This window comes from Streptomyces sp. NPDC050423 (assembly GCF_040655445.1).
Classification (GTDB): domain Bacteria; phylum Actinomycetota; class Actinomycetes; order Streptomycetales; family Streptomycetaceae; genus Streptomyces.
Map to the genome: position 1 here is coordinate 124920 of NZ_JBFAJY010000002.1, position 12404 is coordinate 137323.

10 protein-coding genes are annotated in these 12404 nt (G+C 74.1%); 6 read left to right on the forward strand and 4 right to left on the reverse strand.

Features of this window, described 5'->3' with window-relative positions:
• The first annotated feature begins 39 nt into the window (after positions 1 to 39).
• On the forward strand, positions 40 to 942 hold the full coding sequence (locus tag AB0I52_RS02115; protein WP_363068021.1) for an LLM class flavin-dependent oxidoreductase: 903 nt from the start codon (positions 40 to 42) through the stop codon (positions 940 to 942).
• A 54-nt stretch (positions 943 to 996) separates the two neighbouring features.
• Here AB0I52_RS02115 and AB0I52_RS02120 read toward each other — a convergent pair whose 3' ends face one another.
• The 3 genes from AB0I52_RS02120 to AB0I52_RS02130 all read right to left on the reverse strand — a co-directional run bounded on the left by AB0I52_RS02120 (position 997) and on the right by AB0I52_RS02130 (position 5764).
• On the reverse strand, positions 997 to 2409 hold the full coding sequence (locus AB0I52_RS02120) for an insulinase family protein (RefSeq protein WP_363068023.1): 1413 nt from the start codon (positions 2407 to 2409) through the stop codon (positions 997 to 999).
• A gap of 195 nt (positions 2410 to 2604) precedes the next feature.
• Positions 2605 to 3930, reverse strand: a complete 1326-nt coding sequence (locus AB0I52_RS02125; RefSeq protein ID WP_363068025.1) for a pitrilysin family protein — start codon at positions 3928 to 3930, stop codon at positions 2605 to 2607.
• A complete protein-coding gene (locus AB0I52_RS02130; protein WP_363068027.1) occupies positions 3923 to 5764 on the reverse strand; it encodes an ABC transporter ATP-binding protein in 1842 nt (613 codons plus the stop codon). The genes AB0I52_RS02125 and AB0I52_RS02130 overlap by 8 nt, the downstream gene beginning before the upstream one ends.
• A 153-nt stretch (positions 5765 to 5917) precedes the next feature.
• Between AB0I52_RS02130 and lxmK the strand changes: the two genes are divergently transcribed.
• From lxmK to AB0I52_RS02155, 5 genes are read left to right on the forward strand one after another with little or no spacing between them, the layout of a single operon-like run.
• Complete coding sequence (gene lxmK / locus AB0I52_RS02135) at positions 5918 to 7063, forward strand: class V lanthionine synthetase subunit LxmK (protein WP_363068029.1); 1146 nt, start codon at positions 5918 to 5920, stop codon at positions 7061 to 7063.
• The gene (locus AB0I52_RS02140; protein ID WP_363068030.1) at positions 7060 to 8124 is read left to right on the forward strand and encodes a T3SS effector HopA1 family protein; all 1065 of its coding nucleotides are present in this window, start codon (positions 7060 to 7062) and stop codon (positions 8122 to 8124) included. Before lxmK ends, AB0I52_RS02140 begins: the two co-directional genes overlap by 4 nt.
• A gap of 20 nt (positions 8125 to 8144) precedes the next feature.
• Positions 8145 to 9131, forward strand: a complete 987-nt coding sequence (locus AB0I52_RS02145) for an LLM class flavin-dependent oxidoreductase (protein ID WP_363068032.1) — start codon at positions 8145 to 8147, stop codon at positions 9129 to 9131.
• On the forward strand, positions 9124 to 9882 hold the full coding sequence (locus tag AB0I52_RS02150; protein ID WP_363068034.1) for a flavoprotein: 759 nt from the start codon (positions 9124 to 9126) through the stop codon (positions 9880 to 9882). The genes AB0I52_RS02145 and AB0I52_RS02150 overlap by 8 nt, the downstream gene beginning before the upstream one ends.
• Entirely contained in the window at positions 9866 to 10876 is a 1011-nt protein-coding gene (locus AB0I52_RS02155; RefSeq protein WP_363068036.1) for a hypothetical protein, read from the forward strand. Before AB0I52_RS02150 ends, AB0I52_RS02155 begins: the two co-directional genes overlap by 17 nt.
• Before the next feature lie 91 nt (positions 10877 to 10967).
• Here AB0I52_RS02155 and AB0I52_RS02160 read toward each other — a convergent pair whose 3' ends face one another.
• Positions 10968 to 12206, reverse strand: a complete 1239-nt coding sequence (locus tag AB0I52_RS02160; RefSeq protein WP_363068038.1) for a helix-turn-helix transcriptional regulator — start codon at positions 12204 to 12206, stop codon at positions 10968 to 10970.
• Positions 12207 to 12404 lie beyond the last annotated feature (198 nt).

Here is a 12404-nt window from a genome sequence, read left to right on the forward strand (position 1 = left end):
CTGACCGGCCGGCGGAGGGGTGACACGTAGGCTCGGGGCATGAGCCTGCGCCTGAGCACCGTGATCCTCCCCGTGGACCGATGGCACGAGGGGGCCCGCGCGAAGTGGCAGCGAGCCGAGGAGCTCGGGTTCCACGCCGCGTACACCTACGACCACCTCTCCTGGCGAACCTTCCGCGACGGCCCCTGGTTCGGCGCCCTGCCCACCCTCACGGCCGCCGCCACGGCGACTGAGCGCCTCCGCCTGGGCACCCTCGTCACCTCCCCGAACTTCCGCCACCCCGTGACACTCGCCAAGGAGCTGATCACGCTCGACGACGTCTCCGACGGGCGGATCACCCTGGGAATCGGGGCGGGCGGCAACGGCTTCGACGCGACGGTGCTGGGGCAGGAGGCGTGGACGCCGCGTGAGCGCGCGGACCGCTTCGGCGAGTTCGTACCGCTGCTCGACCGGCTGCTCACCGAGGACGCGGTGACGCATGAGGGGGACTTCTACTCGGCGGTCGAGGCACGGAACATCCCGGGCTGTGTGCAGCGGCCCCGGCTGCCCTTCGCGGTGGCGGCCACCGGACCGCGCGGGCTGAGGCTGGCCGCCCGGTACGGACAGGCATGGGTGACGACCGGGGACCCGAAGCTGTTCGAGGAGGGCACTCCGGAGCAGTCGGTGGCCGCGCTGCGTGGCCAGATCGAGCGGCTCGGCGCGGCCTGCGCAGAGATCGGCCGGGACGCCGCGCCGCTGGACAAGGTCCTGCTCATGGGCTTCACCCCGGACCGCGACCGTCCGCTGGAATCGGTCGACGCGTTCGTCGACTTCGCGGGCCGCCACCGCGATCTCGGCTTCACCGAGCTCGTGATCCACTGGCCCATCCCGGACTCGGACTTCGCGGCCGACCAGGGAGCCTTCGAGAAGATCGCGACCGAGGCGCTTCCCCAGCTCCATTGAAGAGACGTGCTGCTGACGGACGCACCGCAAGGGCGCGCAGGACGGCTCCGGCAGTCACTCCGCCGAGGTCGTGACTCGCCAGTGACGGCCGGCGCCGAATGCCGGTGCCGCCCCGGTGACCACACCCGTGAACCGCCCGGGGGCGAAGGCGCCGCGGGCAGCGGCCGCAACGGTCTCGGGAGGTGTACGGGCCAGCGCCACGAGCAGTTCGCGGAGCTGTTCCGGGTCCGCCGGCGACTGGGGCGAGGGATCAGCGAGCGCGTCCGCCAGGCCCGCCTGGGTCGACCACGCGATCAGCGAGATCCCGGTGAAGTGGGCGCACGCGCGGTCCACTTCACCGGCAGACGGCGGGTCCGTCACCATCCGTGCCAGTTCGTCGCCCAGGCCCTCCAGCAGGGGACGCGCCTTGGACGGCGCCGTGTCCGCGCCGATGAACAGCCGGTGTCCGCGCTCCAGCGGGAATCCGCCCCCGGACCGGGATCCCGGCTCGACGGCTCCTCGGCTCTCCGCCCAGGACCGGACCGCGTACGTGTAGCCGTGGCGTTCGCGCAGCCGGGTGATCACCCGGGACTCCGGATGGCCGCCGAACACGAGGGCCGCCAGACGCAGGGCCGGAGTGAGCGGCTCGTCGTCGCTCGCCGCGCACAGGAGTACCTGCGCGATGCCCTCCCGAGCGGCGGGATACAGCCCGACCGTCCCGGACGGGAAGTCCGCGGCGGGCCGGGGCGGGGGGCCGGGGCACCCGGGGACGTCCGGTGTCCTTGCTGCCGGGCCGGTCCACCCCGCGAATGCCTCACGGGCCGCGCCGACTGCCGCGTCCGGGTCCAGGTCGCCCACCAGGACGAGTCGTGCGGGTGCCGGTACGAGGGCGCGGGCGTGCAGCTCGCGCACCTGCTCGGAGGTGACCGCGTCGATCAGTTCCGGAGTCGGCAGTCCCTGCGGGTCACCGGCCCAGCCGGGAGCGTGCCGGTGGAGCAGCGCGCGGGCCGACGCCGCGGACTGCCTGGCGGCCACCGCGGCCTGCCCGCCGAGCACGGTGCGCGCCGCCGCCACGTCGTGCTCGGACCACGTCACCGAGGACACCGCCGCGGCCATGGCGCGCAGCAGGACGTCCAGGCCGCCGGCGAGCACACCGCCGTGCAGCGCCAGGCGGTCGGCGCCGGCCGTTGGTACGAGGTCCGCGCCGGCCCGCCCCAGCGCGGTCTCCGTGCGTGTTCCGTCCGCACACGTGGCACCGCGCAGCGCACAGGCCGCGAGCACAGCGGCTCGCGCCGCCCGCACCGGTCCGGTGACGGCGTCCGCGGCGACGGCGTGCCCGGTGAACCGGGGCGCGAGCGGCATCGCGAGCCGCACCTCCACGCGGGGCACCGTGGCCAGCCGGACGGCGGTGACCCGCAGGCCACCGGGCAGGCGAGCGACGGCACTCCGCGCAACGGTGGCGGCGGGACCGAGGAGTGTGCCGGTCATCGTGCGGCTCCTGACAGCCGCACGGTACGGGGCCTCGGCCGGCGGAACGCGTGCAGCCGCTCTGCACGGGCCTCCGGCCGGCGGAACGCGTGCGGCCGGGGCCCCATACGGGCCTCCGGTCGGCGGAACGCGTGCGGCGGACCCGTACGGCGAAGGCTGTCCGGTGTGCCGGTCGTCCTGCGGGTCATGTCTGCCTCACGGTCCGGGTACGGGGGGCTGGGTGCGGCGGGCGGGTTCCTGCGGGGCCAGGGTGAGGACGGCGCGGTGCGCGTCGCGCAGCCGCGCCGCGGCTTCGGCGGTCGCGGCCGTCGAGGTGGTGGCCAGCAGCCGGGGGACGCGCTCGTACAGGGCCGCGTCCGAGTGGAACAGCTCGAAGGCGCCGAGGGCACGCACCCGGGCATGGGGCGCGTCATGGTGACGCAGCAGGCCGCTGATCCAGCGGTTGGCGACCACGCGGAGTTCGTCCGGGGCCGGGCCGTCCGCGGCCAGTGCGGCGAGTTCGGTGTCGAGGGCGCCCCGGACCTCTCCCGCGCCCATCCGCTCCGTGTGGGTGACGGTGCAGGCCAGGGTCACCGGGTGGCGTGCGGCGAACGCCCCGCCGATCAGTCCGCAGCCCGCCGTCACGGCCACCGCGCGGTTCTCCCGCCGCACAAGTCTCTCGCGGAGGCGCTGCTCCACGAGCGCCGCCAGGAGCACGTGCGCGAGGTAGCCGTTCAGGTCCGCGACGGGGTCGGGGAGCCGGTAGCCGACGCAGACGGCGGGCAGCGGCGCGAGTGGATCCGTGTGCCGTCCTTGGCGGTCGGTGACCTGTTCCGGCTCGCACGGGGCCTCCCATGACGGCACCGGCCGGGCCGGCACATCATCGAACTTCCGTTCGATCAATTGCCGTGTCGCCAGGGGTTCGAATGCGCCGATGACCGTGAGGACGGCGTTGCCCGGAGCGTGGTGCCGTTCGAAGAAGTCCCGGCACTCCTGCGGCGTGACGTGTCCCAGCGCCTCCATGTCCCCGTAGCCGTCGTGCGTGTTGGCGTAGGTGCGGTAGAGCAGGGGCGGCAGCACGGTTTTGGGGAATCCGCCGTACGGGCGGCCGGTGATGTTGCGCCGGATCTCCTCCGCCACGATGTCGAGTTCGGTGGCGAGCACCGCCGCGTCCGGCGGCGGCGCGTCCATCCGTCCGCGTTGCGTGGCGAGCGCGCTGCCCAGCAGACCGGCCGGGACCACGTGGTAGAAGTCGGTGGAGTCCTGCCCGGTCGCCGCGTTCGCGTACCCGCCGGCCGGTTCCGTGGCGCCCGGAGCGCCGGGGCGGGTGCGCCGCCGGAACATCAGGTGTTCCAGCAGGTGTGCGAGCCCTGCCCGCCCCGGCGGGTCCGAGCGGAACCCCACCCCGTACCGCAGGCCGACTGCGCAGACGCCGGTGCCGTGTTCGGGGGCGAGCACCACCCTCAGGCCGTTGGGCAGGGTGAAGCGCCGGATGCGGCCGGTGGCGGCCGCGGCGGATGGCCCGCGTGCCGGCTCAGACACCTGCGCCCACACGGAGACCGAGCCGCTGTCCCCGTACCAGCTCCGCGTACATCGCGCAGCGGTCCAGGAGCTGGTCGTGGGTGCCCGAGTCGAGGCAACGTCCCTCGTCCAGGACGACGATGCGCTGGGCCCGGCGGACGGTCGAGATGCGGTGCGCCACGACGACGACGGCCCGGTCCCGGGACAGCCGGTCGACCACCTCGCGCAGCCGGTTCTCGTTGATGCTGTCGAGCTGGGAGGTCGGTTCGTCCAGCAGAACCACCGGGGCGTCGGTGAGCAGCACGCGGGCCAGCGCGAGCCGCTGACGCTGGCCACCGGAGAGGTCGTCGCCGCGGCCCACCGTGGTGTCGAGCCCCTGGGGCAGCAGGGCGACCGCCTCGTCGAGCCCCACCGCCGCCAGCGCGGCCAGCAGGCTGTCCTCCGTGGCCGGGGAGGTGCGGCCGAGGAGCAGATTCTCCCTGACGGTTCCTTCGAGAAGGGTGAACGCCTGATCGAGGTAGGTGACATGGCCGCGCAGTTCGTCCAGCGGCCAGAGCGCGGTGTCACGGCCGAGGAGCCGGACGGCGCCGCCATCGGGTACGAGAAAGCGCTCCATCAGGTTCAGCGCGGTCGTCTTCCCGGCGCCCGAGGGGCCGACGAGGGCGGTGACCCCGCGCCGGGGAACCGTGAAGGACAGGTCGTCGACGGCCTGGCGTTTCCCGTCGTGGCTGAACCCCACCCGGTCGAACTCGACCGCGGGCGCGCCGGGGTCGGTGAGCCCGGCGGGAGGCACTAGAGCGACCGTGCCGGGCAGGGTGCCGGGGACCGAGACCGGGACGTCGCGCGGTTCGTCGAGCGGACGGGGCTCCCGCGACGCGTCCTCGCGTTCCTCCGAAAGGACGTCCTCGATGCGCGCCTGCGCGGCGAAGCCGAGCTGGAGCCGGGCGATGCCGCTGGTCACCAGCGAGAGCGGGGCCAGGAGTTGCAGCAGGTACAGCAGGAACGCGGCGAACTCGGCGATGCTCAGCGAGCCGGTGGCGAGCCGCGTGCCACTGCCCAGGACGACACCGATCAGGGCCAGTTGCTGGCCGAGCCCCATGATCGGGGTGACGAACGCCTGACGGCGGGCCGCGGTGACCGCGGCGCCGGTGGCGGTCACCGCGTCGCCGTCGATGGCACCCGTGACCTGGGCCTCCGCCCGGCAGGCCTTGATGGTGGTGAGGGCGCCGAGTGCGGAGGTGAAGCGCTGGGCGAGTTCACCGAGCGCCTCCTGCTGGTCGGCGCTGCTCTGCCGGATGCCCTTGATGAACACGGTGATCGCCAGCCCGGCCACCGTGAACGTGAACAGCACGATGAGCAGGAGCACCCAGTCGAGCAGGCCCATGATGATCAGGGTGGCGGTGACGGTGAGAGCGGCCATGGGCAGCTGGGTGACGCCGATGTCGACCACCGACCGCAGCTGGGCGGAGTCCGATGTGACGCGGGAGACCAGTTCACCGACACCGACCCTGCGTGCGTCGGACAGCGGCAGGCGCAGCGCATGGGCGACCAGCCGCTGCCGGACCGTCAGCACCATGGCTTCGCCGGCCCGCGCCAGCCGGAACGACGACAGGGCCGAGGCCACCGCCGCGGCCAGCGCAAGCACTGTCATCAACATGACATAACTTGTCACGGAATGGTGCTGGGAGAATTCGCTGACGATGCGGCGGACCACCAGCGGCACGGCGAGCGACGCGGCAGTCGCGGCCACGGCGAGGAGCACGGCGGGGACCGTGTTCTTCCTGTCCCTCATCACTTGGCGCAGCACGCGCAGCCGGGCGCGCGGGGGTTGCGGGTGTACTTGTTCGGCCGACATGGCTGTTCCTCCGTCGGGTCGCCGACATTCGCAGCGGCACGCTGCGCAAGACATTGACTGGTGTACACGACCGGACCCAGCGTTTGTCAAGTTTCATGCCAAAGATGTCCTGGTTCTTGACATGGAATGGAAGTGGGTGGCTACCATTCGGTCATGCCGAATGACACTCTGGCGACGCCGGACGAGCGCACGCGCCGTCGGATCGCCCCAGCGGATCTGTCCGACTTCCCCGCCGTACCGGATCTTCTGCGGCGTCTGGGGGTGGGTTCCCTCACCGAGGAATCGCTCAGCGCCTACCCCGGCCGCAACGACAACTGGGCAGGCACCACCACCCGGGGCACGCAGGTCTTCGTCAAGCACATCAGTGGGGAGCCCGCGCAGTCGCTGCGCCGGTTCCGCCGGGTACTCGGCTTCGAACAGGTCGTCTCGGCAGCCGCCGAGGAGGCGTCCCTTCCCCGCCCCCGGCTGATCGGATCGGACGAGGTGGCCCGGCTCCTGGCCTTCGAGCTGGTGGCGGACGCCTCCTCGGGCAGCGACCTGGCCGCCCAGGACGAGTTCGGGACGCCGCTCGCGCGGGAAGCCGGCCGGATCCTCGCCACCCTGCACTCACTGCGGCCGGCCGGCGGGGCGGACATCGAGGACACCCCGCTGCCGCTGCCGCCCCTCGGCCACCTGCGGTCCCTGCCCTGGGCCCTCTACACCCGGGCCAGCGCCGGCGCCCTGGAGGCATGGCGGCTGCTGCAGGGCGACCCGGCACTGCACGAGGCGCTGCACGGCCTCAGGCGCGACGAGGCGCGGGCGCCCCGCACCCCGATCCACGGCGACCTGCGCCTGGACCAGTTCCTCACCGCGCCCGGCAGCCGGATGCTCCTGACGGACTGGGAGGAGTTCCGCCTCGGCGACCCGGCCCGTGACCTCGGCGCATTCGCCGGCGACTGGCTCTTCCGGGCCGTCCTCAAGGTGCCGGCCGGCCTGCCCCAGGATTCCGGAGCACCCGTGTCCCACGACGAGGTCGTCGCCACCGGCATCGCGGAGCTGGCCAGGGTGACCCCGCTGATCGCGGCCTTCCACGACGCCTACACACAGGCACGGCCGGACTCCACCGAACAGGACCCGGACCTGTTGACCCGGGCCACCGCGTTCGCCGGCTGGCACCTGCTCGACCGGCTCCTCGCCACGTCCGAACGCAGCGCACGCCTCGGCGCCGCCGAACGCGCCGCCGCCGGCATCGGCCGCACCGCCCTGCTCTCCCCGGACGCCTTCGTGTCCGTACTCGGCTGGAAGGGAACCCAGGCATGACCACCGCCCCGAGCACCCGGAACCCATGGACCGCACGGAGCGTTCCGGACGCCCCGGCGATCCCTGCCGCGGAGGCCCCGCTGGCGCCCTCGATCCTGCGCATTCTGCGGGAGACCAGCGTCGCCGACGGCGCCACCAGCGCCCTGGTCGGCGAGCGGGAACTGACCGCCGACGACCCGCGGTCCCTGCGTGCGGCGATCGCCGCCGAGTTCTACCGCCGCCACCACATGGGCCGCACCGACGAGGAGACGACGGCTCCCAGGTCGCTGCGGGACACCGCCCTCGAAGCGCGGCTGCTCGCGGCCATGCCGCACCGTCACATCACGCGTCCCGTGGAACTGCTCGGCGACGGCGACGAGGCCGGCATCCCCATCGCGCTGGACGGCGGGGTACGGGTGACGGTGGCGCGCGAACGCGTGGACACCACCGGCGCGGGCACCGGCACCCGCGCCCGGGTCCGGCTGGACGCCGCCCGGCCCGCCGTGTCACCCGGCTTCTTCCTCTGCGAGGGGACCACTGCCGCCAGGACCCGCTCCACCGGCACGCTCCGGGTCTACCTGCACGTCACCGGGCCCGACGCGGCCCCGCGGATCTGGGCGGACGTGCTGGGCCTGCTGGAGTGCGAACGGGTCCCGTACCGCGCCAAGATCACCTCTTCCCGGATCGGCTATCCCCGCCAGGACGCCTGCGTGGTCTACCTGGGCCCGGAGAGCTGGGACGCGGCGGAACTCATCGCCGGCGCCGCCCAGGGCCTGCCCGGACTCGGCGCCACCGTCTCGGCCTTCGTACGCGAACTCGCACCCGGCGTCGGGGCCGCCTGGGAACCGGACGACGGGCGGGCCGGCATGCGCCGGGTCAGTTTCGGCGAACACCGGGCGTCCGCAGTGGCCGCGGGCCTCGTCGCACACGCCCAGGATCCCGCCGCCCGCTCGCTCGCCCAGACCGTGCACGACAGCCTGCTGGAGGCCGGAATCGACCCGGCCGACCCCGCCCACAACCTCACCTCGCTCCGCGAGGTACTGCCCTGTCCGACCGGGCGGCTCGCCACCTCCGGACGCTGAACCACGATTGGACCCACGTCATGGCCATGTCCCCGCGGGCCACGCCCGCCGTGATGATCCCGCACCAGCCGGACTCCGTCGACGACGCCCTGCCCTACGCCGAACTGGCGGTCCGGCACAACGCCCGCCGCCTGTGGACGGGCCAGTCGCTGCGTCTGGACCCCCTCCAGCTCTTCGCCCACCTCGCCGGCCGCGGGCTGCGTCTCCCGGTCGGCACCGGCGTCTCCCTGATACCGCTGCGCACCCCGTACGACGCGGCGGCCCAGGCCCGTTCCCTGGCACTGATCACCGGCCGGACCGTGGTCATGGGCTACGGAACCGCGACCCCCGGCTTCGTCGCCTCACTGCACGGAGCGCCGTACCGCAGCCCGCGCACCGCGGCCACGGAGTTCCTCACCGCCGCCCGCGCCCTGCTCGACGGCGACACGGCCGACCTGACGGGCGAGTACCAGCGTCTGTGCGCCTCACTGACACCCACCCGCCCGCACCCGGCCGTCGAGATCGGCGCGGGTGTACTGCGGCCCGCCATGGCACGGTCGGCCGCAGCCGTGACCGACGTCGCCATCACCTGGCTCACACCGGCCTCGTACGTCCGGGACGTACTGGCCCCCGCCCTGCTGGAGGGGGCCGGCGACCGGTGTCCTCCCCGGGTGGCGACCGTGGTCCACCTCGCGGTCGACCGCCCCGGACGCGACCCGGCGCGCCTCGCCGCCGCCGTGGTCTCCGCCCACCTGGCCGCCCCGCACTACCTCGACATGCTGCGCCGGGCGGGGGTGAACGTGCGGGCCGAGGACGACAGCCTGCTCAAGGCCAAACAGCTGGTGGAGGCAGGTGTGTTCGTCTACGGCAGCCCGGCGCACATCGCCCGCGAACTGGCACGGCACCGCGCCGCCGGCATCGACGAGGTGATCCTCAACGTCGGCGGCGTCCACTTCACCCATGGCCTCCAGGAGGCACTGACGGACCTGGAGGACGTGTTCACCGCCGTGAAGGAGCACCATGGCTGACCCGGGAGCCGACTTGGCCGGCCGGGAAGAGGACACGGCCGCAACAGGAGCGGACACCGCCGGGGATCCGAAAGACACCGCCGGGCCGGGGACGGACACCGCCGGGCCGGGTCAGGAGCAGCCGGCCGCGCCGCCCGGCGGCCCACCGCCCGCACCGTCCCGGCTGCTGCTCTTCGGCACGGGTGCCCTCAGCGTGGCCTTCCTGCCCTTCTGGCTGAACTGGCTGCGCACCAGCCACCCGCACACCGAGGTCCGCCTGGCGATCACCCGCAGCGCCGACCGGTTCGTCAGCAGGGCGGCCCTCGGGGCGATCCTGGGCAGCGAGGTGCTGCTGGACGTATGGCCGGGCACCTCCGACGCCGCGGCACCACACCTGGACCACGTCGAACTCGCCCGGTGGCCCGACGCGATCGCGGTGCATCCCGCCGGCCTGAACTTCATCGGCCGGTTCGCGCAGGGACTGGCCGACACACCGGTACTGATGGCACTCCAATGCACCCGGACCGTGATCGGCCTCGCCCCCGCGCTTCCGCCCGGCGCCGAGGCCGGCCCCGCCTACCGCAACCACCTCACGGCGCTCGAACGGTACGACAACGTGCTGGTCGCACCACCCCACCCCGGCCGCAGTGCCTCCACCGGCCGCGACGACGCCTCGGTCGCGGCACCACTGCCCGCGCTGCTCGACCTGATCACCCGACGCCGGTCCACGCTCCTGCGGTCGGAGGGAGCTTCCGATGCCCGCCCCGTCTGACGCAGCCCCCGGCACCGGCATCCGGCCGGCGGCGGACGAGCGTCTCGCCCGCGAGCTGGGCACCCGGCACATTCTCACCGCGATTCTGGCCGTGCCCGCCGGCGGCCACGTGTGGGCCCGCCGGCCGGGGCCGTCCCGTGACACCCCGCTTCCGCTGCCCGGCGCGCATACGGCCGATGCGGTGCGCTCGGTGTCCGCCGGGGCCCCGGTCGGCCTCGCCCTGGCCACGCCGGACCCCCGTCAGGCCGGCGTGCTGCGCTACCCCGCGCCCGGAACCCGTTCGGCGGCCGCGGTCCTCCGCATCGCGGCCCCGGGCGCCGAGGCATCCGTGCGGGAGGCCGTACGGGGCCTGGGAACGACCCTGCGGATGCTGCATGACCGGCCCGCGCCCGAGAGGCTGCCCACCGCGCCCCCGGCGCCGGCCCGGCTTGCCCGGTGGCTGCGTACCGGCACCGGGCCGGGCACGGCACCACGGCTGTTCGCCGAGGCCCGGTCCCGCCTCGGCGAGCGCCGGCTGGCGCTGATCGCCGACTGGGGCGAGCGCGCCGCCCACGGTCCGCCGTCCCCCGTCCTGCTGCACGGCGGCCCCGCCCTCGGCACGCTGGTCCTGCCCACCGGACCAGGACGCCCGGCGCTGCTCACCGGGGAGGAACTCACCTGCGGTTCCTGGGAGTTCGACATAAGCTGGCAGTTGGCCGAGTTCGCCGAGATGGCCGCGGGACACCGCCGGGGCGTCTGCGGCCCCGCTGACTACACCGCCCTGGCCGGGGCCTTCCTGGAGAGCTACGGCCGGCAGCCGTCCCCGGCCGCGACCCGCCGGGCGGTGGCCCTGCGGAGCCTCACCCACGCCCACGACTTCGCCGCGTACGTCGCCTGGCACGAACAGCTGTTCATCTACCTGGACATGGTCTCGGAGGCCGTGGACGCAGCGGAGTCACCCGACAACGAGGAGGGCTGGGACGCCGCGCGGGCGTGCGCGGACGCGGCCTCGTAACACACCGCGCGGACGCGGCTTCGTGAGACGCCGCGCGGGCGCTGCCTGGGTGGCCCGCCGCGCGGGTGTGCGCGGACCAGCCTGGTGAGACTCAGTTGCCCCGCAGCGCCGCCTGCGCGAGGGCCTTCCACGCGCGCGTGGCGAGATCGAGGCTGCCCGAACGGGTCGCCTCCTCGGCGATCCGCCGCAACTCCGCCGCGGCGGACTCGCCCGCGCCGTCGGCCAACTCCGCCTCGTACAGCAGGATCTCGGTCCGGACACGGTCGTGACGGTTCATCGCGCCGGAGCCGGTGAGGGCGTCGCGACACAGCCGGGCCGCGGCGGCGAACTCGCCCCGGTGAAAGGCGACCCGCGCCTGGACGACCCACAACTCGCAGAGGTAACCGGCCCCGTCGTCCATCATGGCGAGCGCGGTCTCCGCCTCACGGCACCAACGCTCCGGGTCCGCCGCCAGCGCGCCATGCACCTCGACGTACGCGGAGACGGCCGCCAGGCGCAGCCTGGCCCACAGAAGCAGGTCGCCCCGCGCGTCCGCGGCGCCCAGGGCCTCCTCCAGCAGGGGCAGGGCCCGATGGTGCGCGTCGCGCGCCATGTGCACCGCCGCGACCGTCCACAGCGCACGGGCCCGCCGGCGCCCGGACATCTCCGCGGTCCGCTCCAGCAGCAGGCCGGCGTGTTCCTCCGCCTCGCCGAGCCGTCCCGTCGCCACCTCGGCCGCCGCGACGGCGAGCAGCGCCTCCGCGCGTTCGGCGTCGGCCGCCCCCGCGCCCGTGGCCACGGCCAGCGCCTCGCGGCCCCGCGCGACAGCGGACTCCGACTCCCCGAGCGCCAGGTCGCAGCCGGACAGCCCGGCCAGGACACGGACCCGCAGCGGGGTGATACCCGACTCCTGGGCCACCGGACGCAGGCGTTCCAGCGTGTCCCGCCGCGCCCGCACGTCCCCGAGCCTCTCGTGGGCGCGAGCCAGGTACCAGAGCACCTGCCAGGTGTGGTCCGCGGACACGTCGGGCAGGGCGGCGCAGGTGGTGAGCAGCCGTACGGCCTCGGCGGGAGCACCGTCGTCGAGGGCCGCGACGGCCTCGGCCAGGAGCGCCGGCGCCCGGTCAGCGCTCACCGCACCCGCGGCGATCCGGAAGACGTCGATCGCGATGCCGAGCCGCTCCGCCAGGTGGGCCGCCGCCTGCGGCGTCACCGCCCGGCCGCCGGACTCCAGCCGCGAGACGTAGCTCGCCGACACCTTCGGACCCACGAGGTCCGCCTGTGACAGTCCGCGCTCGGCCCGGAGTCTGCGCAGCAGCCGCCCGAACTCAGGTTGGGCCAACAGTTCCATCCGCCGTCCATTCCGCACGCGTGTCAAGGATCGCTCCGTAGCTTACGACGTCGCCGAGCGGCCAGGGGCGGTAGCCGTCACCCCATGAGAACGCACCCTTCCATGACACGGTGACGCCCGCCCGAGTCGAGATGCATGACAAATATAGTCACAGACATTGACAGGCACTTCCCGAGGTCATAGAAATGAGTCACACCC

What these genes read in the sequence shown, in the direction of transcription:
- AB0I52_RS02140 (WP_363068030.1), top strand. Translation starts at nt 7,060, where the DNA reads ATGACCACCGCCCCGAGCACCCGGAACCCATGGACCGCACGGAGCGTT.
- AB0I52_RS02115 (WP_363068021.1), top strand. Translation starts at nt 40, where the DNA reads ATGAGCCTGCGCCTGAGCACCGTGATCCTCCCCGTGGACCGATGGCAC.
- AB0I52_RS02150 (WP_363068034.1), top strand. Translation starts at nt 9,124, where the DNA reads ATGGCTGACCCGGGAGCCGACTTGGCCGGCCGGGAAGAGGACACGGCC.
- AB0I52_RS02130 (WP_363068027.1), bottom strand. Translation starts at nt 5,764, where the DNA reads ATGTCGGCCGAACAAGTACACCCGCAACCCCCGCGCGCCCGGCTGCGC.
- lxmK (WP_363068029.1), top strand. Translation starts at nt 5,918, where the DNA reads ATGCCGAATGACACTCTGGCGACGCCGGACGAGCGCACGCGCCGTCGG.
- AB0I52_RS02120 (WP_363068023.1), bottom strand. Translation starts at nt 2,409, where the DNA reads ATGACCGGCACACTCCTCGGTCCCGCCGCCACCGTTGCGCGGAGTGCC.
- AB0I52_RS02160 (WP_363068038.1), bottom strand. Translation starts at nt 12,206, where the DNA reads ATGGAACTGTTGGCCCAACCTGAGTTCGGGCGGCTGCTGCGCAGACTC.
- AB0I52_RS02145 (WP_363068032.1), top strand. Translation starts at nt 8,145, where the DNA reads ATGGCCATGTCCCCGCGGGCCACGCCCGCCGTGATGATCCCGCACCAG.
- AB0I52_RS02155 (WP_363068036.1), top strand. Translation starts at nt 9,866, where the DNA reads ATGCCCGCCCCGTCTGACGCAGCCCCCGGCACCGGCATCCGGCCGGCG.